Annotated in this window: 21 protein-coding genes and 1 riboswitch; of the genes, 5 read left to right on the plus strand and 16 right to left on the minus strand. The window is 65.6% G+C overall.

Translation table 11 applies throughout. The annotated features are described in order from the left end of the window. Positions 1–3: 3 nt before the first annotated feature. The 16 genes from PU724_RS23980 to PU724_RS24055 form a co-directional block, all read right to left on the minus strand. Positions 4–825, minus strand: coding sequence for a biotin--[acetyl-CoA-carboxylase] ligase (locus PU724_RS23980; protein ID WP_128273502.1), 822 nt, complete (start codon positions 823–825; stop codon positions 4–6). Positions 826–829: 4 nt separating this feature from the next. Continuing rightward, positions 830–2,266 carry an NADH-quinone oxidoreductase subunit NuoN gene (gene nuoN, locus PU724_RS23985; protein ID WP_354424049.1) on the minus strand — a complete coding sequence of 479 codons (1,437 nt, stop codon included), beginning with the start codon at positions 2,264–2,266 and terminating at the stop codon, positions 830–832. Between the two features lie 18 nt (positions 2,267–2,284). Further along, positions 2,285–3,790 carry an NADH-quinone oxidoreductase subunit M gene (locus PU724_RS23990; RefSeq protein ID WP_127309014.1) on the minus strand — a complete coding sequence of 502 codons (1,506 nt, stop codon included), beginning with the start codon at positions 3,788–3,790 and terminating at the stop codon, positions 2,285–2,287. Next, positions 3,790–5,763, minus strand: coding sequence for an NADH-quinone oxidoreductase subunit L (nuoL, locus tag PU724_RS23995; RefSeq protein WP_354424050.1), 1,974 nt, complete (start codon positions 5,761–5,763; stop codon positions 3,790–3,792). Before nuoL ends, PU724_RS23990 begins: the two co-directional genes overlap by 1 nt. A 10-nt stretch (positions 5,764–5,773) precedes the next feature. Beyond that, a complete protein-coding gene (gene nuoK, locus PU724_RS24000; RefSeq protein WP_019858930.1) occupies positions 5,774–6,082 on the minus strand; it encodes an NADH-quinone oxidoreductase subunit NuoK in 309 nt (102 codons plus the stop codon). Position 6,083: 1 nt separating this feature from the next. Next, the gene (locus PU724_RS24005) at positions 6,084–6,704 is read right to left on the minus strand and encodes an NADH-quinone oxidoreductase subunit J (protein WP_126054028.1); all 621 of its coding nucleotides are present in this window, start codon (positions 6,702–6,704) and stop codon (positions 6,084–6,086) included. A 130-nt stretch (positions 6,705–6,834) separates the two neighbouring features. After that, a complete protein-coding gene (gene nuoI / locus PU724_RS24010; RefSeq protein WP_127284943.1) occupies positions 6,835–7,326 on the minus strand; it encodes an NADH-quinone oxidoreductase subunit NuoI in 492 nt (163 codons plus the stop codon). Further along, the gene (gene nuoH, locus PU724_RS24015) at positions 7,326–8,369 is read right to left on the minus strand and encodes an NADH-quinone oxidoreductase subunit NuoH (RefSeq protein ID WP_127284944.1); all 1,044 of its coding nucleotides are present in this window, start codon (positions 8,367–8,369) and stop codon (positions 7,326–7,328) included. The genes nuoI and nuoH overlap by 1 nt, the downstream gene beginning before the upstream one ends. 2 nt (positions 8,370–8,371) lie before the next feature. Beyond that, positions 8,372–10,453 carry an NADH-quinone oxidoreductase subunit NuoG gene (nuoG, locus tag PU724_RS24020; RefSeq protein WP_354424055.1) on the minus strand — a complete coding sequence of 694 codons (2,082 nt, stop codon included), beginning with the start codon at positions 10,451–10,453 and terminating at the stop codon, positions 8,372–8,374. Between the two features lie 74 nt (positions 10,454–10,527). Further along, complete coding sequence (locus PU724_RS24025; RefSeq protein WP_354424057.1) at positions 10,528–11,223, minus strand: NADH-quinone oxidoreductase subunit E; 696 nt, start codon at positions 11,221–11,223, stop codon at positions 10,528–10,530. A gap of 75 nt (positions 11,224–11,298) precedes the next feature. Continuing rightward, on the minus strand, positions 11,299–12,603 hold the full coding sequence (gene nuoF / locus PU724_RS24030) for an NADH-quinone oxidoreductase subunit NuoF (protein ID WP_127392362.1): 1,305 nt from the start codon (positions 12,601–12,603) through the stop codon (positions 11,299–11,301). Positions 12,604–12,613: 10 nt separating this feature from the next. Next, positions 12,614–13,885: an NADH-quinone oxidoreductase subunit E gene (locus PU724_RS24035; protein WP_354424059.1), complete on the minus strand. Its 1,272-nt coding sequence runs from the start codon at positions 13,883–13,885 to the stop codon at positions 12,614–12,616. Continuing rightward, positions 13,886–15,076 (minus strand): NADH-quinone oxidoreductase subunit D, encoded by a 1,191-nt coding sequence (locus PU724_RS24040; RefSeq protein ID WP_127286224.1) that lies wholly within the window; start codon positions 15,074–15,076, stop codon positions 13,886–13,888. It lies immediately after the preceding gene. Positions 15,077–15,085: 9 nt separating this feature from the next. Further along, entirely contained in the window at positions 15,086–15,691 is a 606-nt protein-coding gene (locus PU724_RS24045; RefSeq protein WP_292169095.1) for an NADH-quinone oxidoreductase subunit C, read from the minus strand. Between the two features lie 4 nt (positions 15,692–15,695). Further along, on the minus strand, positions 15,696–16,277 hold the full coding sequence (locus tag PU724_RS24050; protein WP_126054018.1) for a NuoB/complex I 20 kDa subunit family protein: 582 nt from the start codon (positions 16,275–16,277) through the stop codon (positions 15,696–15,698). Next, positions 16,268–16,633, minus strand: a complete 366-nt coding sequence (locus PU724_RS24055; RefSeq protein WP_010910112.1) for an NADH-quinone oxidoreductase subunit A — start codon at positions 16,631–16,633, stop codon at positions 16,268–16,270. Before PU724_RS24055 ends, PU724_RS24050 begins: the two co-directional genes overlap by 10 nt. Before the next feature lie 322 nt (positions 16,634–16,955). Here PU724_RS24055 and PU724_RS24060 point away from each other — a divergent pair, with 322 nt between their 5' ends. The 5 genes from PU724_RS24060 to cobG all read left to right on the plus strand — a co-directional run bounded on the left by PU724_RS24060 (position 16,956) and on the right by cobG (position 24,932). Beyond that, positions 16,956–18,155, plus strand: a complete 1,200-nt coding sequence (locus PU724_RS24060) for a winged helix-turn-helix domain-containing protein (protein WP_354424065.1) — start codon at positions 16,956–16,958, stop codon at positions 18,153–18,155. 29 nt (positions 18,156–18,184) lie between these two features. Then, positions 18,185–18,390: riboswitch (cobalamin riboswitch) on the plus strand. Between the two features lie 38 nt (positions 18,391–18,428). After that, entirely contained in the window at positions 18,429–18,857 is a 429-nt protein-coding gene (locus PU724_RS24065) for a DUF1636 family protein (protein WP_354424067.1), read from the plus strand. A 2-nt stretch (positions 18,858–18,859) separates the two neighbouring features. Further along, positions 18,860–19,897, plus strand: coding sequence for a cobalamin biosynthesis protein CobW (gene cobW, locus PU724_RS24070; protein WP_292169099.1), 1,038 nt, complete (start codon positions 18,860–18,862; stop codon positions 19,895–19,897). A gap of 17 nt (positions 19,898–19,914) precedes the next feature. Continuing rightward, positions 19,915–23,478 (plus strand): cobaltochelatase subunit CobN, encoded by a 3,564-nt coding sequence (gene cobN, locus PU724_RS24075; RefSeq protein ID WP_354424069.1) that lies wholly within the window; start codon positions 19,915–19,917, stop codon positions 23,476–23,478. Continuing rightward, positions 23,475–24,932 (plus strand): precorrin-3B synthase, encoded by a 1,458-nt coding sequence (gene cobG / locus PU724_RS24080; RefSeq protein ID WP_426213656.1) that lies wholly within the window; start codon positions 23,475–23,477, stop codon positions 24,930–24,932. The genes cobN and cobG overlap by 4 nt, the downstream gene beginning before the upstream one ends. Positions 24,933–24,934 lie beyond the last annotated feature (2 nt).

Here is a 24,934-nt window from a genome sequence, read left to right on the forward strand (position 1 = left end):
CCGTCAAACCCGGGCCGACGCGACGGCGCCGAAATGCACGTCGCCGGCGGCGATCGTCACGACAGTTCCCGCATCGTCGCGGATCACGAAACGGCAGTCCTCGTCAATGGTCTCGAACGTGCCGCGCACCACATTACCGTCAACCCTGACAGCAACTTCGCCGCCCAGCCCCGCCGCGCGCGCCAGCCAGCGCCGCCTGATGGCGGCAAGCCCGCGCCCGTCGTCCCACAGCCGGGCATTCTCGTTCCAGGCATCCGACAGCGCCAGAAACAGGGTCTCGGCATCGCAATTCGCGCCAAGCGCGCGCAGCGATGTCGCCGGATACGGCAAATCCTCGGGATATGCCACCACATTGACGCCGATGCCGACCGCCACCGCAAAGCGATCGCCTTCGAGCAGCGCCGATTCCAGCAGGATGCCGGCGAGCTTGGCGCCGGAGGCAAGCACGTCGTTCGGCCATTTCAGCTCGAAGCGGTTCTTGCCCTGGCTTGCGCCGTCAACGCCGATCGCGATCCTGCCTTGCGGTACGACGGCATCGAGCGCATCGGCAAGCGCCAGTCCGGCGACGAAGCCGAGCGTCGCGGCGAGCCGCAATTCGCCGCCGCTGACGATGAGCAATGTCGCGGCCAGGTTGCCCTCGGGCGTCGCCCAGGTCCGGCCCCGCCGGCCGCGCCCGCTTTCCTGCTTTTTGGAAACGACCCACAGCTTGCCCGGATCGCCGGCCCGCGCATGGGCAAGCGCCAGCGCGTTGGTGGAGCCGACCGTATCATGGGCTTCGAGCCGGAACCCTTCCGACGCCGCGGTTGGAGCCAGCCGAAACGCCATCCCGTCAGAAGAAGGTCTTCGCCGCGGCTTCGGCATAGGTGCCGATCGGCCCGCCGATCAGCACGTAGAACAGCACGAAGGCGCCGCTGACGCCAAGCACGAGGCGCAGTTCGCTGGCCATCGGCACGAAGCCGCCGACCGGCTCGTCGAACCACATGATCTTGATGATGCGCAGATAATAGTAGGCGCCCACCACCGAGGCCAGCACGCCGATGATCGCCAGCGCGTAGAGGCCTGCGTTGATGGCGGCGAGGAAGACGTACCACTTCCCCCAGAAGCCGGCGAGCGGCGGAATGCCGGCCAGCGAGAACATCAGGATGGTGAGGATCGTCGCCATGATCGGGTTGGTCGAGGCGAGCCCGGCGAGATCGCTGATCTGCTCGACATTGCCCTCCTTGCGCCGCATGGCGAGGATGAAGGCGAAGGTGCCGAGCGTCATCACCAGATAGATCAGCATGTAGATGGCGACGCCGCGCACGCCGGCCTGGCTGTTGGCGGCGAGGCCGACCAGCGCGTAGCCCATGTGACCGATCGAAGAATAGGCCATCAGCCGCTTGATGTTGGTCTGGCCGATGGCCGCGAAGGCGCCGAGCGCCATCGAGGCGATCGAGATGAAGACGATGATCTGCTGCCAGTCCGCGGCGATCGGCTTGAACGCGCCCATGGTGACGCGCACGATCAGCGCCATCGCCGCCATCTTGGGGGCCGCCGCCAGGAAGGCCGTCACCGGGGTCGGCGCGCCCTCATAGACGTCCGGCGTCCACATGTGGAACGGCACCGCCGAGATCTTGAAGGCAAGGCCGGCCAGCACGAACACCAGGCCGAAGACGAGGCCAAGCTGGCGCTCGCCGCTGCCGAGCGCTGTCGCGATCTCCTGGAAGCCGGTGTTGCCGGTGTAGCCGTAGATCAGCGAGATGCCGTAGAGCAGCATGCCCGACGACAGCGCGCCGAGCACGAAATATTTGAGGCCCGCCTCGGTCGAGCGGACGCTGTCGCGGTTGATCGCCGCCAACACATAGATCGCCAGCGACTGGAGTTCGAGGCCGAGATAGAGCCCGATCATGCCGTTGGCCGAGATCATCAGCATCATGCCCAGCGTGCAGAGCAGGATCAGCACCGGATACTCGAACTTGTCGAAATGCTCCTGCTTGGCGAAGCGCATCGACATGACCAGCGTCACCGCCGAGCCGATCAGCGCCAGCAGCTTCATGAAGCGGGCGAAGGTATCCTGGACGAAAGCGCCGCCGTAAGCCGTGCCCTGCCCGCCGGAAGAGGCGACCCAGAAGCCGGCGAGCACCAGTATGGCGACGGCAAGGCCGGTCACCGTCATGGTGGTGTTGGAGCGCGAATAGGCGCCCACCATCAGCAGCGCTAGCGCGCCGATGGCGAGGATCAGCTCCGGCGTCGAGAGCGAAAAGCTGGAGAGAAGGTCCGGCGTCATGGTTCGCAAAACCCCTGGTCAGTTCGCCGCCGCGGTCTGCGCGGAGCCGATGGATGCGGTGACATTGGTGACGAGCGCCTTGACCGATGCGGCCGTGGCGTCGAAGACGGGCGCGGGATAGACGCCGAAGAAGATGACCAGCACCACCAGCGGGTAGATGATCGCCTTCTCGCGCGTCGACAGGTCCAGCAGGCCCTTCAGGCTGTCCTTGGTCAGCGAACCGAAGATCACCCGGCGGTAGAGCCAGAGCGCGTAGGCCGCCGACAGGATGACGCCGGTGGCCGCGAAGAACGCCACCCAGGTGTTGACCCGGAACACGCCGAGCATGGTCAGGAATTCGCCGACGAAGCCGCTGGTGCCGGGCAGGCCGACATTGGCCATGGTGAAGACCATGAACACGGTGGCATATTTCGGCATGTTGTTGACCAGCCCGCCATAGGCGTCGATCTCGCGCGTGTGCATGCGGTCGTAGATGACGCCGACGCACAGGAACAGCGCGCCGGAGACGAGGCCGTGGCTGAGCATCTGGAAGATCGCGCCCTGCACGCCTTCCTGGTTCATGGCGAAGATGCCCATGGTGACGAAGCCCATATGGGCGACCGACGAATAGGCGATCAGCTTCTTCATGTCCTCCTGCATCAGCGCCACCAGCGAGGTGTAGATGATGGCGACGACCGAGAGCGTGAATACCAGCGGCGCGAACATCTCGGACGCCAGCGGGAACATCGGCAGCGAGAAACGCAGGAAGCCGTACCCGCCCATCTTCAGGAGGATCGCGGCCAGGATCACCGAGCCCGCCGTCGGCGCCTCGACGTGCGCGTCCGGCAGCCAGGTGTGCACCGGCCACATCGGCATCTTCACCGCGAAGGAGGCGAAGAAGGCGAGCCACAGCCAGGTCTGCATGTTGGCCGGGAAGTTGTGCGTCAAAAGCGTCGTGATGTCGGTGGTGCCGGACTGGTAGAACATCGCCATGATGGCGAGCAGCATCAGCACCGAGCCGGCGAGCGTGTAGAGGAAGAACTTGAACGAGGCGTAGACGCGCCGCTTGCCGCCCCAGACGCCGATGATGATGAACATCGGGATCAGGCCGGCTTCGAAGAAGACGTAGAACAGCACGATGTCGAGCGCGCAGAAGACGCCGATCATCAGCGTTTCCAGGAGCAGGAAGGCGATCATGTAGGCCTTGACCCGCTTGTCTATCGCTTCCCACGACGCCAGGATGCAGAGCGGCATCAGGAAGGTGGTCAGGATGACGAACAGCATCGAGATGCCGTCGACGCCCATGTGGTAGGAAATGCCCGAATCCAGCCAGGCGGCCTTCTCGACGAACTGGAAGCCGGCCTGCGAATTGTCAAAACCCTTCCAGATGAACAGCGAGATGACGAAGGTGATGCTCGTCGTCCACAGCGCGATGGCGCGGATGTTGCGGCGCGCGTTTTCGCTGTCGTCGTTTATGAACAGGATGAGCAGCACCCCTACCAGCGGCAGGAAGGTGACCAGCGAGAGGATTGGCCAGGCGGTCATCAGAGCATCATCCAGGTGACGAGTGCGGCAACGCCGATCAGCATGGCGAAGGCGTAGTGGTAGAGGTAGCCGGTCTGCAGCTTGACGACGCGGTTGGTGACATCGACGACGCGCGCCGAGACCCCGTCAGGCCCGAGCCCGTCGATGATGGCGCCGTCGCCGGTCTTCCACAGGAACCTGCCGAGGCGTTTCGCCGGCCGCACGAACAGGACGTCGTAGAGCTCGTCGAAATACCACTTGTTGAGCAGGAAGGCGTAGAGCAGGCGATGGTTGGCGGCGACGCTGGCGGGCAATTCCGGCGAGCGGATGTAGAACTTCCAGGCAACCGCGAAGCCGATGACCATGGCGATGAACGGCGCCAGTTCGACCCACAGCGGCAGTTCGTGGATCTCGTGCAGGATGTGATTGTCCGGCAGCGTGAACAGCGATGCCTTCCAGAACTCGCCATAGCCCTCGCCGATGAAGGCGCCATGGAAGATGATGCCGGCAAACAGCGCGCCCACCGCCAGGATGAACAGCGGCACCAGCATCACCGGCGGCGATTCATGGACATGGTGCATGACCTCGTGGCTGGCGCGCGGCTGGCCGTGGAAGGTCATGAAAATCAGCCGCCAGGAGTAGAAGGACGTGAAGGCTGCGGCGACGACCAGCAGCACGAAAGCGGTGCCGGCGAACAGATTGTGGCTGGCAAAGGCGCTCTCGATGATGGCGTCCTTGGAGAAGAAGCCGGCGGTGCCGATGACCGTCACCGGAATGCCGACGCCGGTCAGCGCCAGCGTGCCGATCACCATCATCCAGTAGGTCTTCGGAATGAGCGTCCTCAGGCCGCCCATGTTGCGCATGTCCTGCTCGTCGGACACGGCGTGGATCACCGAGCCCGAACCGAGGAACAACAGTGCCTTGAAGAAGGCGTGCGTGAACAGATGGAAGATCGCCGCGCCATAGGCCCCGACGCCGAGCGCCACGAACATGTAGCCGAGCTGCGAGCAGGTCGAATAGGCGATGACGCGCTTGATGTCGTTCTGGACCAGGCCGACCGTGGCCGCGAAGAAGGCGGTGAACGCGCCGATGAAGGTGACGACCGTCAGCGCCGAATGCGACAGCTCGAACAGCGGCGACAGCCGGGCCAGCATGAACACGCCCGCCGTCACCATGGTGGCGGCATGGATCAGCGCCGAGACCGGCGTCGGGCCTTCCATGGCGTCGGGCAGCCAGGTGTGCAGCGGCACCTGCGCCGACTTGCCCATCGCGCCCATGAAGAGCAGCAGGCAGACCACGGTCATCGCCGAGTGCTTGTCGAGAGCATAGCCAAGGAAGGTGAGCACGGCGGCGCCGTGCTCGGCGCCCTCCGCCGGAACGAAGCTCGCCGCATTGGCGAAGATGGTGCCGAGATTGACCGAGCCGAACAGCACGAAGACGCCGAAGATGCCGAGCGCGAAGCCGAAATCGCCGACGCGGTTGACGACGAAAGCCTTGATCGCCGCGGCGTTGGCCGACGGCTTCTTGTACCAGAAGCCGATCAGCAGGTAGGAGGCGAGACCCACGCCTTCCCAGCCGAAGAACATCTGCACCAGATTGTCGGCCGTCACCAGCATCAGCATGGCGAAGGTGAACAGCGACAGATAGGCGAAGAAACGCGGCCGGTTCGGATCGTGGTGCATGTAGCCGATCGAGTAGATGTGGACCAGCGCCGACACGGTGTTGACGACGACCAGCATCACCACCGTCAGCGTGTCGATCCTGAGCGCCCAGGACGCGTCGAGCCCGCCCGACTGGATCCAGCGCAGCACCGGCACGGTGAACACCTCGCCTTCGCCGAAGCCGACCGAGAAGAAGGCGATCCACGACAGCACGGCCGAGATCACCAGGAAGCCGGAGGTGATGTATTCGGACGCCTTGGCGCCGAGCGACGTGCCGAACAGGCCGACGATCAGGAAGCCGAGTAGCGGAAGGAAGACGATCGCTTGATACATGACTGTCCCGTCAACCCTTCATCATGTTGACGTCTTCGACCGCGATCGAGCCGCGGTTGCGGAAGAAGACGACGAGAATGGCAAGACCGATCGCGGCCTCGGCCGCGGCGACCGTCAGCACGAACAGCGCGAACACCTGTCCGACGAGATCGCCGAGCGCCGCCGAGAAGGCGACGAAATTGATGTTGACCGCCAGCAGGATCAGTTCGACCGACATCAGGATGACGATGACGTTCTTGCGGTTCAGGAAGATGCCGAACACGCCGAGCGTGAACAGGATCGCCGATACGGTGAGGTAGTGCGCGATGCCGACGACCATCTCAGATGCCCTCGCCCGATTTGACCTTGCGGATTTCCATGCCCGTCGCCGGCGTGCGGCCGACCTGGGCTGCGATCGACTGCCGCTTGACGCCCGGCTTGTGGCGCAGCGTCAGCACGATGGCGCCGATCATGGCGACCAGCAGCACGAGGCCGGCGATCTGGAAGTAATAGAGGTAGTCCGTGTAGAGGATGTCGCCGAGCGCGGCGGTGTTGGTGCGCTGGGCGAGATCCGGAATGGGCTTGGCCACCGTCGAGGCCAGCTGCGGCGCGAAAGTGTAGCCGCCGAGCACCACGATCAGCTCCGCCGCCAGGATCAGCCCGACGAGCGCGCCGATCGGGGCGTATTGCAGCGCGCCTTCCTTCATCTCGGCGAAGTCGACGTCGAGCATCATAACGACGAACAGGAACAGCACCATGACCGCACCGACATAAACGACGAGCAGGATCATCGCCAGGAACTCGGCGCCGGTCAGCATGAACAGGCCGGCGGCGTTGAAGAAGGTCAGGATCAGGAACAGCACCGAATGCACGGGGTTGCGCGACGAAATGACCATGAACGCCGACGCCACCGCGACAAAGGCGAAGAGGTAGAAGAAAGCCGCCTCTAGTCCACTCAGCATGGGGTTCCCCCGGGTTCCTGTCCAAACAGGACGTTCGTCCTGTTTGCTCTTTCTGGCTTCGTTTCCGCCTCCGGTTGCGAAGCCGCGTGTTCCTTAGACGAGGCCCCTCGCCCCGTCCATGCGTCAAATGTCAGCGATAGGGCGAGTCCAGCGCGATGTTGCGCGCCAGTTCGCGCTCCCACCGGTCGCCGTTCGCGAGCAGCCTGTCCTTGTCGTAGTAAAGCTCCTCGCGCGTCTCCGTCGCGAATTCGAAATTCGGCCCTTCGACGATGGCGTCGACCGGGCAAGCCTCCTGGCAGAAGCCGCAATAAATGCACTTCACCATGTCGATGTCGTAGCGCACAGTGCGGCGCGTGCCGTCGTTGCGGCGCGGGCCGGCCTCGATGGTGATGGCCTGCGCCGGGCAGATCGCCTCGCACAGCTTGCAGGCGATGCAGCGTTCCTCGCCGTTCGGATAGCGGCGCAGCGCATGCTCGCCGCGGAAGCGCGGGCTGATCGGCCCCTTCTCGTGCGGATAGTTGATCGTCTCCTTCGGCGCGAAGAACTGGCGCATCGACAGGAAGAAAGCGCTGACGAAATCCTTCAGCAGCAGCGCCTTTGCGGCTTGGGCGAGAGCGGACATCACGCAAATCCCGTGAGCTTGAGGAAGGCCGCGGTGGCGATGACCATGAACAGCGAGATCGGCAGGAAGACCTTCCAGCCCAGCCGCATCAGCTGGTCGTAGCGGTAACGCGGCACGAACGCCTTGACCATGGAAATGCCGAAGAACACCAGGCAGACCTTGAGCACGAACCAGATCAGCCCCGGCACCCAGGTGAAGGGGGCGAAGTCGAACGGAGGCAGCCAGCCGCCGAGGAACAGTATGGTGGCCAGCGCGCACATCAGGACGATGGCGACATATTCGCCGAGGAAGAAGAGCAGGAACGGCGTCGACGAATATTCGACCATGTGGCCGGCGACAAGTTCCGATTCGGCCTCCACCAGGTCGAAGGGCGGGCGGTTCGTCTCGGCCAGCGCCGAGATGAAGAAGATGACGAACATCGGGAACAGCGACAGCCAGTGCCAGTCGAGGAAGGTGTTGGGCAGGCCAAGCCGCGTGCCGAGCCCATCATGCTGCGACATGACGATGTCGGACAGGTTGAGCGAGCCGACGCAAAGCAGCACGGTGACGATGACGAAGCCGATCGAGACTTCGTAGGACACCATCTGCGCGGCCGAGCGCAGCGCGCCGAGGAACGGATATTTCGAATTGGACGCCCAGCCGCCCATGATCACGCCATAGACCTCGAGCGAGGAGATGGCGAAGACGTAGAGGATGCCGACATTGACGTTGGCGATCGCCCAGCCCTCGTTGACCGGAATGACCGCCCAGGCCGAGATCGCCAGCACCGCCGACACCAGCGGCGCCAGCAGGAAGACGCCCTTGTTGGCGCCTGACGGGATCACCGGCTCCTTGAAGACGAACTTCAACAGGTCGGCGAAGGCCTGCAGCGTGCCCCAGGGGCCGACCACGTTCGGACCGCGGCGCAACTGCACCGCCGCCCAGATCTTGCGGTCGGCGTAGAGGATGTAGGCGACGAAGATCAGCAGCACGACGATCAGCACGACCGACTTCAGCAGGATCAGCAGCGCCGGCAGCACGTAGAAGGAGAAGAAGGTTTCCATGCTTATTCCGCCGCCTGCTTGAAGCCGCTCTTGGCCAGCGCCGAGCATTCCGCCATCACGGCAGAGGCCCGCGCGATCGGGTTGGTCAGGTAGAAATCCTTCACCGGCGAGGTGAAGGTGCCCTTGTTCAGCCGACCGCCGAGCTTCGCCACCTTGGCAACGTCGTCGGCGCTGCCGGCCAGAACCTGGTCGATGCGGGCAAGATGCGGATATTCGCCATAGAGCCTGGCGCGCAGCTGCGGCAGCGAATCGAAGGGCAGCTTCTTGCCGAGCACATCCGACAGCGCCCTCAGGATCGCCCAGTCCTCGCGCGCGTCGCCGGGCGCGAAGCCGGCGCGATTGGTCTGCTGCACGCGGCCTTCGGTGTTGACGTAGGTGCCGGACTTTTCGGTGTAGGCGGCGGCTGGCAGGATGACGTTGGCGCGGTGCGCGCCGGCGTCGCCATGCGTGCCGACATAGACGACGAACGCGCCGCCGGTCTTGGCCATGTCGATCTCGTCGGCGCCGAGCAGGAACAGCACGTCCGTCTCGCCGAGCATGGCAGCGACGCCCTTGCCGCCCTCGCCCGGCACGAAGCCGAGGTCGAGGCCGCCGACGCGGCCGGCGGCATTGTGGAGCACGGCAAAACCGTTCCAGTCGGCGCGGGCGGCATTGACGGACGCGGCGAGCCTGGCCGCCTGGCCGAGCACGGCCGCGCCGTCGGCGCGCGCCAGCGCGCCCTGGCCGACGATGATCAGCGGATGCGTCGCCTTCTTCAGCACCTGGAAGAACTTGCCGTTGCCGTCGGCCAGGTCCTTCAGCGATTCCGGACCGGCGCCGATCTGCTCATAGTCGTAGCGCGTGTCGCCGACCTCGCCGATGACGCCGACCGGCAGGTTACCGATGCGCCAGCGCTTGCGGATGCGGGCATTGAGCACCGAGGCCTCGAAGCGCGGATTGGCGCCGATGATCAGCACCGCGTCGGCCTGCTCGATGCCCTCGATGGTCGGGTTGAAGATGTAGCTGGCGCGTCCGAGCGAGGGATCGAGCGCGGCGCCGTCCTGGCGACAGTCGGTATTCTTCGAGCCGAGCGCCGCCATCAGAAGCTTCAGCGCATAGATTTCCTCGACCGCGGCGAGATCGCCGGCAATGGCGCCGATCCGCTCGGACGCCGTCTTGCCCACCTCGTCCTTGATCGCAGCGAAGGCTTCCGCCCAGCTTGCCGCAACGAGCTTGCCATCCTTGCGCACATAGGGGCGGTCGAGGCGCTGCGTGCGCAGGCCGTCCCAGATGAAGCGGGTCTTGTCCGAGATCCATTCCTCGTTCACCGCCTCGTTGACGCGCGGCAGGATGCGCATCACCTCGCGACCGCGGCTGTCGACGCGGATCGCCGAGCCGACCGCATCCATGACGTCGATGGATTCGGTCTTGGTCAGCTCCCACGGCCGCGCCTGGAAGGCGAACGGCTTGGAGGTCAGCGCGCCGACCGGGCAAAGGTCAATGACATTGCCCTGCAGCTCCGAGGTCATCGCCTGCTCGAGATAGGTGGTGATCTCTGCATCCTCGCCGCGGCCGATCAGGCCGAGTTCGGAAATGCCGGCGACCTCGGTGGTGAAGCGGACGCAGCGCGTGCAGTGGATGCAGCGGTTCATCACCGTCTTGACCAGCGGCCCGATATACTTGTCTTCCACCGCGCGCTTGTTCTCGTGATAGCGCGAGGAATCGACGCCGAAGGCCATCGCCTGGTCCTGCAGGTCGCATTCGCCGCCCTGGTCGCAGATCGGGCAGTCGAGCGGATGGTTGATCAGCAGGAACTCCATCACGCCTTCGCGGGCCTTCTTGACCATCGGCGTGTTGGTGAAGATTTCCGGCGCCTCGCCATTCGGCCCGGGGCGCAAATCGCGCACGCCCATGGCGCAGGAGGCCTGCGGCTTGGGCGGGCCACCCTTCACCTCGATCAGGCACATGCGGCAGTTGCCGGCGATCGACAGCCGCTCATGGAAGCAGAAGCGCGGCACTTCCGCGCCGGCGTCCTCGGCCGCCTGCAGCAGCGTGTAGTGGTCGGGTACAGTGATCTCTTTCCCGTCGACCTTGAGCTTTGCCATCTCGCCTCAAACCTCTGCGGACGTCCCGCAATCCCTCTTGCGGGCGCGACCAGAGCCGCGCCCGGCATTGAATTTCAACCCTTGGCCGCCAGCGCCGTTGCCTGGCTGGTCCAGTCGTCGCGGCCGACGCGGCCGGCGAGCGACAGATAGTCCTCGACCCAGGCGATCTCTTCCGCCGTCCAGGCCGCGATCTGGCCGTATGACCAGATGCCGAGGCCGTTGAGCACCTTTTCCAGCTTCGGGCCGATGCCCGAGATCGCCTTGAGGTCGGCCGGCTCCACCGGCCTGTCGATGGCCTTGGGCTGCCTGAAATCCTCCGGCATCAGTCCGGCCGCGGCACTGCTGGCCACCGTGTCGGCGCCGCCGGTGTCTTGCGCCTTCTCGACGCTGGTCTGGGCGATGTCGGTCACGTCCCTGGCGAAGGTCTGCGCCTCGGCGATCAGCGTCGTTGCCGCCTTGCGCGCCTTGGACGAGGTCTTCTGGGCTTCCGCGAGTTCCTCGCTCCGCGCCTCGAAATCGTCGACGATCGGCTGGAACAGCCGCTGCGAGGCTTCTGCGGCGCCCGAAAGCGCGCCCAGCCAGACACCGAAGGCATGATTGGCCAGCCCGATGCTTATCGCCGACATGGCGGCGACTCCGGCGACAGGGTGCGCCAGGAGATTGACGGCGCTGGCCATCTCCTTAGGCATCATCCTGGTCAGATCCTGGTTCATCTTCTCCAACTGTTCCATGTCGGGCATCAGTGCATAGGGTATCGAATACAGCGCCATCGAGTGCTCCTGGTCGTTTCTTCGTATGCCCCGCCCGTTATTCCTGTCGCCGGGCTTTCGCCCGCAATTCCAACCTTACTCCGCCGCCACCATCACCGGCTCGACCCGGTGCGCGTTGCGCGAAAACTCGTCGATGCGGCGCTCCACCTCGCCGCGGAAATGCCGCATCAGGCCCTGGATCGGCCACGCCGCCGCGTCGCCCAGCGCGCAGATCGTGTGGCCCTCGACCTGTTTGGTGACGTCGAGCAGCATGTCGATCTCGCGCTTCTGCGCCTCGCCGCGCACCAGCCGCTCCATCACCCGCCACATCCAGCCGGTGCCTTCGCGGCACGGCGTGCACTGGCCGCAGCTCTCATGCTTGTAGAAGTAGGAGAGCCTGGCGATCGCCTTCACGATATCGGTCGACTTGTCCATCACGATGACCGCCGCCGTGCCGAGGCCGGATTTCAGGTCGCGCAGCGCGTCGAAATCCATCGGCGTGTCGATGATCTGCTCGGCCGGCACCAGCGGCACCGAGGCGCCGCCCGGAATGACCGCCAGCAGATTGTCCCAGCCGCCGCGGATGCCGCCGCAATGCGTGTCGATCAGTTCGCGGAACGGGATCGACATCGCCTCTTCGACGGTGCACGGATTGTTGACGTGGCCGGAGACGCAGAACAGCTTGGTACCGACATTGTTCGGCCGGCCGAAGGACGAGAACCAGGCAGCGCCGCGCCGCAGGATGGTCGGCGCCACCGCGATCGACTCGACATTGTTGACGGTGGTCGGGCACCCATAGAGGCCGACATTGGCCGGGAACGGCGGCTTCAGCCTTGGCTGGCCCTTCTTGCCTTCGAGGCTTTCGAGCAGCGCCGTCTCCTCGCCGCAGATATAGGCACCGGCGCCGTGGTGCATGTAGACGTCGAAGTCGTAGCCGGACGTGTTGTTCTTGCCGATCAGCTTGGCCTCGTAGGCCTCGTCGATCGCCCGCTGCAGCGCCTCGCGCTCGCGGATGAACTCGCCGCGCACATAGATGTAGGCGGCGATCGCGCCCATGGCGAAGCCGGCGAGCAGTGCGCCCTCGACCAGCGTGTGCGGGTCGTTGCGCAGGATGTCGCGGTCCTTGCAGGTGCCGGGCTCGGATTCATCGGCATTGATGACCAGATAGCTCGGCCGGCCGTCGCTCTGCTTGGGCATGAACGACCATTTCAGGCCGGTCGGGAAGCCGGCGCCGCCGCGGCCGCGCAGGCCCGACGCCTTCATCTCGTTGACGATCCACTCCCGCCCCTTGGCGACCAGGCCGGGCGTGTTGTCCCAGGCGCCGCGCGCCATGGCGCCGTTGAGCGACTTGTCGAAGAGGCCGTAGATGTTGGTGAAGATGCGGTCTTTGTCCTGAAGCATGGTTCGTCCCTCAGACCGGCTTCTTGCCGAAGACGCGGATGTATTCGGCGACCCCGCCCTTGGCGAGCGCCTTCGCCTGCTTGACCCAGTCGTCGCGCTCGATGCGGCCCTTGAAGTTCAGGTAGCCGTCGACCCATTCGCGCTCGGCCTTCTTCCAGGACGCGACCTGCGCGAAGGTGTAGATGCCGAGCGAATGCAGCGTGCCCTCGATCTTCGGACCAACGCCGGAGATCAGCTTGAGGTCGTCGACCGCGGCGGGCCGCTCTATGCCGGCGGGCCGGTTCTTGTCGTCGAGCGAAGGTTTTGCGGCGGCAGGCTGCTTGGCTTCCGGCGACTTGAAGGCGGCAACCGGTTCGCCCTTGTTCTTCGGTCCGTTGCGCTGCTTCGAGACCCCCTCGACTTCCGGCGAGGCCTTGTTGGCGTTGGCGGCGGAATGCCGCGGCGCTGAGACGCTAGCCGCTCTTTCCACGGCCGGCGCGACCTTGACCGGCGACGGCGTCTTCAGCGCCGGGCTGGTTTCGGGCGCGTCGGTCTTCGGCTTGCTGGCCTTGGAGGGCGCGACCGGAGCAGCCGGCGCCGGCACCGGCGCCGCGATGATCGCATCCGGCGCCGCCTTGGCGGCCTTGGCCGCCGCCTTGGCTTCCTTCTCGCGCGTCGACTTCAGGATCGCCTTTTCGCTCTTCAGCGTCGTCAGGCCGGTAGCCGGCTCCGAGCCGGTGCGGCCGTTCTGCGGGCCAGGCGTCACCGAGGCGCCCTTGCCGCCCTCATAGAGGTCGATAATCTCGGCCAGCCGCTCCGGCGTCAAATCCTCGAACGTGTCCTTGAAGATCATCACCATCGGCGCGTTGACGCAGGCGCCGAGGCATTCGACCTCCTCCCACGACAGCGTGCCTTTTTCATTGGTGTGGAACTGGTCGTGGTGGATCTTGGAGCGGCAGACATCTATCAGCGCTTCCGAGCCGCGCAGCATGCAGGGCGTGGTGCCGCAGACCTGGATGTGTGCGCGCGTGCCGACCGGATTGAGCTGGTACTGCGTGTAGAAGGTCGCGACCTCGAGCCCACGGATGCGCGGCATGCCGAGCATATCGGAGATCGTCTCGATCGCCGCTTTCGTCACCCAGCCTTCCTGTTCCTGCGCGATCATCAGCAGCGGAATGATGGCCGACTGCTCGCGGCCCTTCGGATATTTCTTGATCCACTGCTTGGCCGCGGCCGTATTCGCCTTGTTGAAGGCGAAGGACGCTGGCTGGACGCTGGCATCTGCGAGACGGCGGACTGACATTTAGCGATCGACCTCACCAAAGACGATATCGAGCGAACCAAGCACGGCGGTGACGTCGGCCAGCATGTGGCCGCGGCACAGGAAATCCATGGCCTGCAGATGCGCGAATCCGGGCGCGCGCAGCTTGCAGCGGTAGGGCTTGTTGGTGCCGTCGGAGACCAAGTAGACGCCGAACTCGCCCTTCGGCGCCTCGACGGCCGCGTAGACCTCGCCCGCCGGCACACGATAGCCTTCGGTGTAGAGCTTGAAGTGATGGATCAGCGCTTCCATCGAACGCTTCATCGCCGCGCGCTTCGGCGGCACCACCTTGCCGTCGAGGTTCGACACCGGCCCGGTGCCTTCCTTGCCGAGCAGCAGGTCGACGCACTGGCGCATGATCTTCGCCGACTGGCGCATCTCTTCCATGCGCACGAGGTAGCGGTCGTAGCAGTCGCCGTTCTTGCCGATCGGGATGTCGAAATCCATCTCGGAATAGCATTCATAGGGCTGCGACTTGCGCAGGTCCCAGGCAGCGCCCGAGCCGCGCACCATCACGCCCGAAAAGCCCCAGGCCCAGGCATCGGCCAGCGACACGGTGCCGATATCGACATTGCGCTGCTTGAAGATACGGTTGGGGGTGAGCAGCGCGTCGAGGTCGTCGATCGACTTCAGGAACGGATCGATCCACTTGCCGATGTCCTCGACCAGCTTCTGCGGCAGGTCCTGGTGCACGCCGCCGGGGCGGAAATAGGCCGCGTGCATGCGCGAACCCGAGGCGCGCTCGTAGAACACCATCAGCTTTTCGCGTTCGACGAAGCCCCACAGCGGCGGCGTCAGCGCGCCGACGTCCATCGCCTGCGTCGTCACATTGAGGATGTGCGACATGATGCGGCCCATCTCGGAATAGAGCACGCGGATCAGCTGGCCGCGCTTCGGCACCTCGATGCCGAGCAGCCGCTCCGCGGCGAGCGCGAAGGCGTGCTCCTGGTTCATCGGCGCGCAATAGTCGAGCCGGTCGAGATAGGGCACCGCCTGCAGATAGGTCTTGGCCTCGATCAGCTTCTCGGTGCCGCGATGCAAGAGCCCGATATGCGGATCGACACGGTCGACCACCTCGCCGTCCAGCTCCAGCACCAGGCGCAAAACACCATGCGCCGCAGGATGCTGCGGTCCGAAGTTGATGTTGAAGTTGCGGACGGAGGTTTCAGCCATTGTGGCGCCTCAATTCGTCTTGGCTTTTTCATCCCCCGGCAGCACGTAGTCGGTGCCTTCCCACGGGGAAAGAAAATCGAAATTGCGGAATTCCTGCTTGAGCTCGACCGGCTCGTAGATCACGCGCTTGGCCTCGTCGTCGTAACGCACCTCGACAAAGCCGGTCAGCGGGAAATCCTTGCGCAGCGGATGACCCTCGAAACCGTAGTCGGTGAGGATGCGCCGCAGGTCCGGATGGCCGGAGAACAGCACGCCATAGAGGTCGTAGGTCTCGCGCTCGAACCAGTCGGCACCGGGATAAACGGCGGTGAGCGAGGGAACCAGTGTCTCCTCGTCGGCCTGGACCTTCAGCCGGATGCGGACATTCTGCTTCGGCGACAACAGGTGATAGACGACGTCGAAGCGCCGGGCGCGCGACGGATAGTCGGCACCGCTGACGTCGATGAACGAGACGAACTGGCAACGCGCATCGTCGCGCAGGAAAGTCGCCACTTCGATCAGGCTGCCCGGCTCGACGGAAACCGTGAGCTCGCCATAGGCCAGCACGGCTTCGCCGATGCGGCCAGTGAGCTTCTCGCCGAGATAGGTGGAGAGTTCGTTCAGCTTCTGGCTCATCGGCTCACCGCTCGATCGTGCCGGTGCGGCGGATCTTCTTCTGCAACAGAAGAATGCCGTAAAGCAGCGCTTCCGCGCTCGGCGGGCAGCCGGGCACATAGATGTCGACGGGCACGACGCGGTCGCAGCCGCGCACCACCGAATAGGAATAGTGGTAGTAGCCGCCGCCATTGGCGCACGAGCCCATCGAGATGACGTAGCGCGGCTCCGGCATCTGGTCGTAGACCTTGCGCAGCGCCGGCGCCATCTTGTTGGTCAGCGTGCCGGCGACGATCATGATGTCGGACTGGCGCGGGGACGCGCGCGGGGCGACGCCGAACCTCTCCGAGTCATAGCGCGGCATCGAGGTGTGGATCATCTCGACCGCGCAGCAGGCGAGGCCGAAGGTCATGAACATCAGCGAGCCGCTGCGCGCCCAGGTGATCAGCGCCTCGGTCGAGGTGACGAGAAAACCCTTGTCGGCGAGCTCGTTGTTGATCTCGAGGAAGAACGGGTCATCCTGCCCCACCGGCCGGCCGGTGTTGGGGTCGATGATGCCTTTGGGCTTCGGCGCGACGAGGGTGCCTGAACTGTCGTTCAATCCCATTCCAGCGCTCCTTTTTTCCATTCATAGGCGAAGCCGATGGTCAGCACCGCCAGAAACACCATCATCGACCAGAAACCGAGCATGCCGATCTTCGAGAAGGACACCGCCCAGGGGAACAGGAAGGCCACTTCCAGATCGAAGATGATGAACAGGATCGACACCAGGTAGAAGCGGATGTCGAACTTCATGCGGGCGTCGTCGAACGAGTTGAAACCGCATTCATAGGCGGAAAGCTTTTCCGGGTCGGGGTTGCGGTAGGCCACCAGGAACGGCGCCGCAAGCAGCGCCAGGCCGACGACAAGCGCCACGCCGATAAACAGGACGATGGGCAGATACGAACTCAAAAGTGCGTTCATGCTGCGGCTTTCCGTTGGCGGTCAATCCACGTTGATTACAGCAACCGATCCTATTGCGGAAGCGTGACAGATTCACCGCTGAACCGTTTTAAGGGCCTATGCTGCAACGCGGCGAGGGTTAGCGCAGCGCTTTCGGCGAAGCAAGTCAAACCTTGTTCAAAACCTGGCGCTGGACGCCAGATCGGAAGAAACTGGTCCGACCCGCTCCTGTTTGATTTCCTTCGCTTTTTACTCCACTTTTCTCTCCTGACATATCTCCCGCCATTTGCCTGCTAGCATGACCGGAATCAGGGATGGCCAACGGATCAGGGCAGGCTTCTGGATGAAGGAAAAGATATCGCTCGCCATGGCCAGGCGCATCGCGCTCGGCGCGCAAGGTTTCACCGACCCGCAGCCGGGCGGCACGCCGGACCGCCGGCACCTCGCCCGCGTGCTGTCCCGCACCGGCCTGCTGCAGATCGATTCCGTCAGCGCCGTGGTGCGCGCGCACTATATGCCGCTCTATTCGCGCCTCGGCCCCTACCCGCTTTCCCTGCTCGACAACGCCGCGCTCACGCGCAAGCGCACCGTCTTTGAATATTGGGCGCATGAGGCCTCCTTCCTGCCGGTCGAGACCTGGCCGCTGCTGCGCTGGCGCATGCAGCGCGCCGAACAGGGCGAGGAAATGTATCTCGGCCTGGCGAAATGGGGCCGTGAGCAGCGCCAGATGATTGACGACGTCTACAACGAGGTCGCCGAACGCGGGCCGATCGCCGCCTCCGACATAGAAGGCCACAAGGGCAATGGCGGCTGGTGGGGCTGGAGCGCGGCCAAGCACGCCTTCGAGTGGCTGTTCTGGGCCGGCCGCATCACCACCGCCTACCGACGCGGCTTCGAGCGCTACTACGATTTGCCGGAGCGCGTGCTGCCGCAGGCCGTGCTCGATCTGCCGGTTCCCTCCGTCGAGGACGCGCATCGCGAATTGCTTCGCATTTCCGCCCGCGCGCATGGCATCGCCACCTACAGCGACCTGCGCGATTATTTTCGCCTCGCCCCCGGCGACACGAAGGACCGCATCGAGGAACTGGTCGAGATGGGCGATCTGCTGCCGATGCGGGTCGAAGGCTGGGACAAGCCCGCCTACCTGCACAAGGACGCCCGCTTTCCGCGCAAAATCGAGGCGCGCGCCCTGCTCGCGCCGTTCGATCCCGTCGTTTTCGAGCGCACGCGGACGGAAAAGCTGTTCGACTTCCGCTACCGCATCGAGATCTACACGCCGGCCGAAAAGCGCCAATACGGCTACTACGTGCTGCCCTTCCTGCTCGGCGACCGGATCGTCGCCCGCGTCGATCTCCGTGCCGACCGCCCGGCTGGCGTGCTGCGCGTCCACGCCGCTTATGCTGAGGCTGATACGCCGCCGGAAACTGCGGCAGAACTCTTCGAGGAGCTCAAGCGAATGCAGGGCTGGCTTGGCCTCGAGAGCATCGAAGTGACGCCGGCCGGCGACCTCGGCCCGGCGCTGGCAGGCCTTAGCGCGTCGTAGACGTGCGTTGACAGGCCCACACCCGTAAGCCTAAATCCGCCGCAGACGGTCTTCTCCCGGCAAAGGGAGGAGCCAAGAGGGAATGCGGTGCGGGATCGAGAATCCCAATTCCGCGGCTGTCCCCGCAACTGTAAGCGATGAGCCTCGGCCGAAAACCACTGGGATGGTCCCGGGAAGGCGGCAACCAAGGCGATGACCCGCGAGCCAGGAGACCTGCCGTCTGAGACAGATGAATCCGATCGCCTGGCGGGTTTTCCGGGCAAGGAGCCTGATTTGGAGCGCGACAGCAGTTTTCCGGCTGATAGAGCGGACATACCGTCCGACGACGGCGAAGCCTTGGCGGGCGTGACCGTCATCGTCTGCTCGTCCTGCCGCGACGAAACGGGTTCCGATGCCCATCCGCGCGCAGGCGCGCTGCTCGCCGAGGACACGCGCCGGGCTGCTTCCGGCCAGGACATACGCATCCGCACTGTCGAATGCCTCGGCAATTGCAAGCGTCGCCTAAGCGCAGCGCTTCTGCGTGACGGCTGCTGGAGCTACGTCTTCGGCGACCTGACAGCGACCAGCGGCGCCGACCTCGTTGCTGGCGCAAAGCTCTTCGCCACCTCGACCGACGGCCTCATCCCGTGGCGCGGCCGGCCCGATTCCCTGAAGCGCGGCCTTGTTGCCCGCATCCCTCCCCTCGACCTGCTGAAGGACTGACCATGACCGCATCCGTCTCCCGTGTTCCCTGCACCGTCGTTACCGGCTTCCTGGGCGCCGGAAAGACGACGCTGATCCGCAACCTGCTCGAGAACGCCAAAGGCAAGCGGCTGGCGATCATCGTCAACGAGTTCGGCGATGTCGGCATCGACGGCGAGATCCTAAAAGGCTGCGGCGTCGACACCTGCCCGGAGGAAAACATCGTCGAACTGGCCAATGGCTGCATCTGCTGCACCGTCGCCGACGATTTCGTGCCGGCGCTCGACCAGATCCTGTCGCGGACGCCGAAGGTCGATCACATCCTGATCGAAACCTCAGGCCTCGCGCTGCCGAAGCCGCTGGTCCAGGCCTTCCAGTGGCCGAGCGTGAAGAGCCGCGTCACTGTCGATGGCGTCATTGCCGTGGTCGACGGCCCGGCGCTGGCAGACGGCCGGGTCGCTTCCGACATGGACGCGCTGCAGGCACAGCGCGCGGCGGATGACTCGCTCGACCATGACGATCCGGTCGAAGAAGTGTTCGAGGACCAGATCGCCTGCGCCGACCTGATCATCCTGTCGAAAAGCGATCTGATGGACGCCGCCGGCTCGGCGCGCGCCAACGCCGTCATCGGCGAGCATGTGGCCCGCGCCGTCAAGGTCGTGCCGACCGCCCAGGGCAAGGTCGACCCGTCCGTGCTGCTCGGCCTTGGCCTCGCCGTCGAGGACGACATCGAGAACCGCAAGACCCATCACGATGACGAGCTCGACCACGAGCACGACGATTTTGACTCCTTCGTCATCGACATCCCGTCGATCGCCAATCCGGATGAACTGGCACAACGCGTCGCCACCGCTGCCGAACAGGAGAATGTGCTGCGCGTGAAGGGATTCGTCGAGGTCGGCGGCAAGCCGATGCGGCTTTTGCTGCAGGCCGTCGGCCCGCGCGTCAACCACTACTACGACCGCGCCTGGACGGCCGAGGACGATCGCCGCTCGCGCCTCGTCGTCATCGGCCTGAAGGGGCTGAACCGCCCGGCGATCGAGCGTATCCTCGCCGGCTGAGGCAAACCCGAACCAAGATGCACATCCTCACCACCACATCCGCCTCGCTCGACGATCTCGCCGAGCCTGTCGATCTCAGGCAGATGCCTGCGGATGTCGTGGCGCTGTCCTTCACCGACAGCGATCTTTCCGGACTGGCTGCGGCGTGGAAGGCCGACGCGGAACGATTGCCCTCAATGCGGCTGGCGGCACTTCGCGATCTCCGCCATCCGATGTCGGTCGACCTCTGGATCGACAGCGTCGCCCGCCACGCCAAGGTCATCCTGGTCCGCATCCTCGGCGGCTATGACTGGTGGCGCTACGGTTGCGACCAGCTCGCCACGGTCGCGCGCGAACGCGGCATCAAGCTGGCGCTGCTGCCCGGCGAAAGTCACGACGAGGATCTGCGGCTGATCGAGGCCTCGACCCTGCCGCGCGCCGAGCTGGACGGATTGCTCGGCTATTTCCGCGAAGGCGGGCCTGCGAATATGACAGCGCTGGTGAAGAGGCTGGCGCGGCTGGCTGGGTCGGATGAGGCGGTTGCCGAGCCGGTCGGCGTGCCGAAGGCAGGGTATTATCAGCCGGGCCACGGCGTCGTCCCCCTCCCCCTTGAGGGGAGGGTCCGGCCGCAGGCCGGGGGTGGGGTCCTCCGCGACACGCGCCGACACCCTGAAGAACGACCGCAGGGAGAGACGTTAAGCCCAGTCGTCCCGACCCCTCCCGGCCCTGCGGACCACCCTCCCCTCGAGGGGGAGGGAAACGATGCGCCTGTCATCCCAATCCTCTTCTACCGCTCGATGCTGCTCGCCGCCGATGTCGCGCCGATCGATGCGCTGGTCGACGCACTGCACGCGCAAGGCATCGCGCCGGTGCCGATCTTCGTTTCGAGCCTCAAGGATCAGGCGTCTCTGGCCTTTGTCGAGAACGCCCTCGCCTCACTGAACCCGGCCGCCATCGTCACCGCCACCGCATTCGCCTCCGGCGCCGAACCCGGCGCGGAAACCCTGTTCGACCGTGCAGGCGTGCCGGTCTTCCAGGTCATCGTCGCCACGACCAGACGCGAGGTCTGGGAGAAAAACCAGCGCGGCCTGGCACCCGCTGACCTTGCCATGCATGTCGTGCTGCCGGAACTCGACGGCCGCATCCTGGCCGGCGCGATTTCGTTCAAGGGCGAGAGCGAAACCGACCCGGCGCTGGCTTTCCGCGCCTTCGCCAACCGGCCGGAGATCGATCGCGTCGCGCAGGTCGCCAAGCGCATCGCGGCGTTCATTCGCCTGCAGAGGAGCCAGCGGGCCGAGCGCAAGCTGGCGATCCTGATACCGGATTATCCGAGCGCTGCGGGGCGAACGGGCTATGCGGTTGGGCTTGATGTGCCGTCGAGCGTGCTTGCGATGCTGCATGACCTGAAGGAGGAGGGCTATGCGGTTGACGGGATTCCGCAATCGCCGCGGGAACTGCTGGATGCGCTGGAGGTGGGTGGCGAACAGCTATCACTGAAGGATTATCAGAGCTTCTCAAAGGATGTACCGGCAGAAGCAGTGGCAGCGGTTGAAGCCGCGTGGGGGCAGGTAGAAGAGATAGGTCTGCGCGAGGCCCCCCTCTCTGTCCTGCCGGACATGTCCGGCAGGACAGAGAGGGGGGCGACAGAACGCCTACCTTCGCAGGCAAGCGCCGAGAATCACTTCCTCTTCCGCGCAGCGACCTTCGGTAACGTCACCGTGGCACTCGCTCCCGATCGTGGCCGCTCAGTCGACCGCCGCGCCGACTACCATGACCCCACTTTGCCCCCGCGCCACGACCTGATCGCCTTCGGCCTCTGGCTGCAAAAATCGCTCGGGGTCCACGCCCTCATCCATGTCGGCGCGCACGGCACGCTGGAATGGCTGCCGGGCAAGACGGTCGCGCTCTCCGATATCTGCTTCCCCGAGATCGTCACCGGCGCGCTGCCCGTCATCTATCCCTTCATCGTCTCCAATCCCGGCGAGGCGGCGCAAGCCAAGCGCCGCATCGCCGCCGTCACGCTCGGCCATCTGCCGCCGCCGCTGACCGGCGCCGGACTGGACGAGAACCAGCAGCGCCTCGAGCGGCTGGTCGACGAATATGCGCAGGCCGACGGGCTCGACCGTCGCCGCCGCGACCGCCTGGCCAGGCTGATCGTCGAGACCGCGCGCAAGACCGGCCTCGCCTCCGAAGCTGGCGTCGCCAGGACCGACGCGCCGGACGAGGCGCTGCGCCGCATTGACGCCTGGCTCTGCGACCTCAAGGATTTCGCCGTCAAGGACGGGCTGCATGTCTATGGCCGCGCGCCGGAGGGCGAAGCGGATTCGCTGCGCACCCAAAGCGCGAAAGCGGAGAAAGCGGCCCTTCTCGCCGCGCTCGATGGCCGCCACATCAAGGCCGGACCGGCCGGCGCGCCGGCGCGCGGCCGCTCCGACGTGCTGCCGACCGGCCGCAACCTGTTCACCGCCGACCCGCGCACCATGCCGACGCCGACCGCCTATGACCTTGGCCAGGCGGCGGCGGAAGAAGTCGTGCGCAGCTACATGCAGTTGCATGGCGACTGGCCGCGCTCGCTGGTCATCGACCTCTGGGGCTCGGCCTCGCTGCGCACCGGCGGCGAGGAGATCGCGCAAGGCCTGGCGCTGATGGGCTGCCGGCCGCAATGGGATGGCGCCACCGGCCGCGTCACCGGCATCGAAGTGCTGCCGCCAGCCGCCCTTGGCCGGCCGCGCGTCGACGTCACCTGGCGCATTTCCGGCCTGTTCCGCGACATGTTCCCGGCCCAGATCGCACTGATCGACGCCGCCGCCACCGCCGTCGCCAGCCGCGACGAGGACGATTCCGAGAACCCGCTCGCTGCCGCAACCCGCGCCGAGGGCACGATCGGCCCGCGCATTTTCGGCACCTCGCCCGGCACCTACGGCGCCGGCGTCGAGGATTTGCTGTCGCGCGGCGACTGGGCCGCACGCGAGGAAATCGGCCGCGCCTATCTCGACGCCACCTCGCATGCCTATGGGGGCGCCGATGGCGAAGCGATTTCCGCGCCTGGCGCCTTCGAGGGCCGCATCGCCGAGGCCGACCTGCTAGTCCACACCGGCGACGACCCCGGCCGCGACATCCTCGAGGGTTCGGCTGACGTCGCCTTCATCGGCGGGTTCTCGGCCGCCTTGGCAGCACTGGGCAAAAATGCCGACGTCATCGTGCTCGACACCACGGACCCGCAAAAGCCGAAGCCGCGCTCGGTCGGCGATGCGGTGGCCAGAGTGGTCCGCGCCCGCGCCGTCAACCCGCGCTTCATCGCCGGCCAGATGCGCCATGGCCCGCGCGGCGCCTCCGAATTCGCCGAGACCGTCGACCGCCTCGTCGGCTTTGCCGAGACCACGCATGCCATATCGGGCGCGCTGATCGAGGCGGTGCACGATGCCTATCTGGGTGACGCAGACGTTCGCGCCTTCATCCTGCGCGAGAACCCGGCTGCCGCGAAGGTGATCGCGGAACGCTTCCTCTCCGCGCGACGGCGCGGCCTTTGGCACCCCTTGCGGAACTCCATCGACGACGATCTCGCCGCGCTGATCGCCGAAGCCCAGCAGGTGGCGGCATGAACGCCTTCTCGCGCCGTGGCGCCTGCCCTGCACTCAGCGCCCCGATGCAGACCGGCGACGGACTGCTGGTGCGGCTCAATCCGGTCGCTGGAGGACTTACCCCGAAGTCGCTGATCGGACTCGGCGAATCCGCCTTGCGCCACGGCAACGGCATCATGGAAGTGACCGCGCGCGGCAGTTTGCAGATCCGTGGCCTGACGGCGGAAAGCGCGCGCCTGCTGGCGGCAGAGGTGGATGCGCTGGGCATTGCCGTGCGCACCGGCGTGCCGGTGGAGACCGGGCCACTGGCGGGTATTGACCCACAGGAGGTTGCCGATCCGCGCCCGCTCGCCGAGCGGATCAGGGCGGCCGTCGAAGAGGCCGGGTTGACGCCACGGCTGGGGCCGAAGGTGTCGGTGGTTGTCGACGGCGGCGGGCAACTGGCGATGGACGCGGTGACGGCCGACGTAAGGCTGAAGGCGGTGCGGGCCGACGCGGCCGTGCACTGGAGTTTGTCTGTCGTCGGAGACGCGCGCAATGCAATGCCGCTGGCGACGGCCGACGAGGATGCTGCACGCGACATCACTGTGGCGGCACTCAGGATGGTCGCGGAAAAAGGCCGTGAGGCGCATACCCGCGACTTGTCGGAGCGGCAGCTTAATTCACTCGCAAGTTGGCACTCTGTCGCCCCCCTCTCTGTCCTGCCGGACATCTCCCCCTCAAGGGGGGAGATTGGCAGCGTCGACGCCGGCTCCCCATTTCCAACGTTGCAGATTAGCGAACCCATTGGCGATAGCGTAATCTCCCCGGAGATGTCCGGCAGGACAGAGGGGGGGGCCTCGCGCAAACCTATCGGCCTTTTCCCCTTGGCCGGCGACACTTTTGCTCTCGGTATCGGCCTGCCCTACGGCAGCATGCCAGCACAATCGCTCATCGAACTTGCCACGCAAGCCGCCGGCCTCGGCACCACCGAGATCCGCCTGTCCCCCGGCCGCGCCATGCTTTTGCTCGGCCTCGCCCCATCCGCCGGCACCTCGCTGCAAGCCACCGCCGCCGCCCTCGGCTTCGTCACCGACGCCGCCGATCCGCGAACCCGCATCGCTGCCTGCCCCGGCACACCGGCCTGCGCCTCCGGCCGCATCGCCACCCGTGCCATCGCCGAAACCATCGCGGCGCAAAACAGCGACCTCCTCGACGCCTCGCTCAGCCTGCACGTTTCCGGCTGCGCCAAAGGCTGCGCGCATCCCGGCTTGGCCGCCCTCACACTGGTCGGCGACGAAAACGGAGCCGGACTTGTCGTTGGCGGGACGGCAAAGGCTCTTCCTGCCGGATACAGGCCGGGCTATGACGCCGCGCGCGGCATAAGCGGCATCCTTGCAGCGATCCGCGCGCAACGACATCGAGGCGAAACCGCCGCCGCTTGCCTCACAAGGCTTGGCGCGGCCGGCATCGCCGAAATCTACCGACAGGAATGAGC

Source organism: Mesorhizobium abyssinicae, from assembly GCF_049887195.1.
GTDB lineage: Bacteria > Pseudomonadota > Alphaproteobacteria > Rhizobiales > Rhizobiaceae > Mesorhizobium > Mesorhizobium abyssinicae.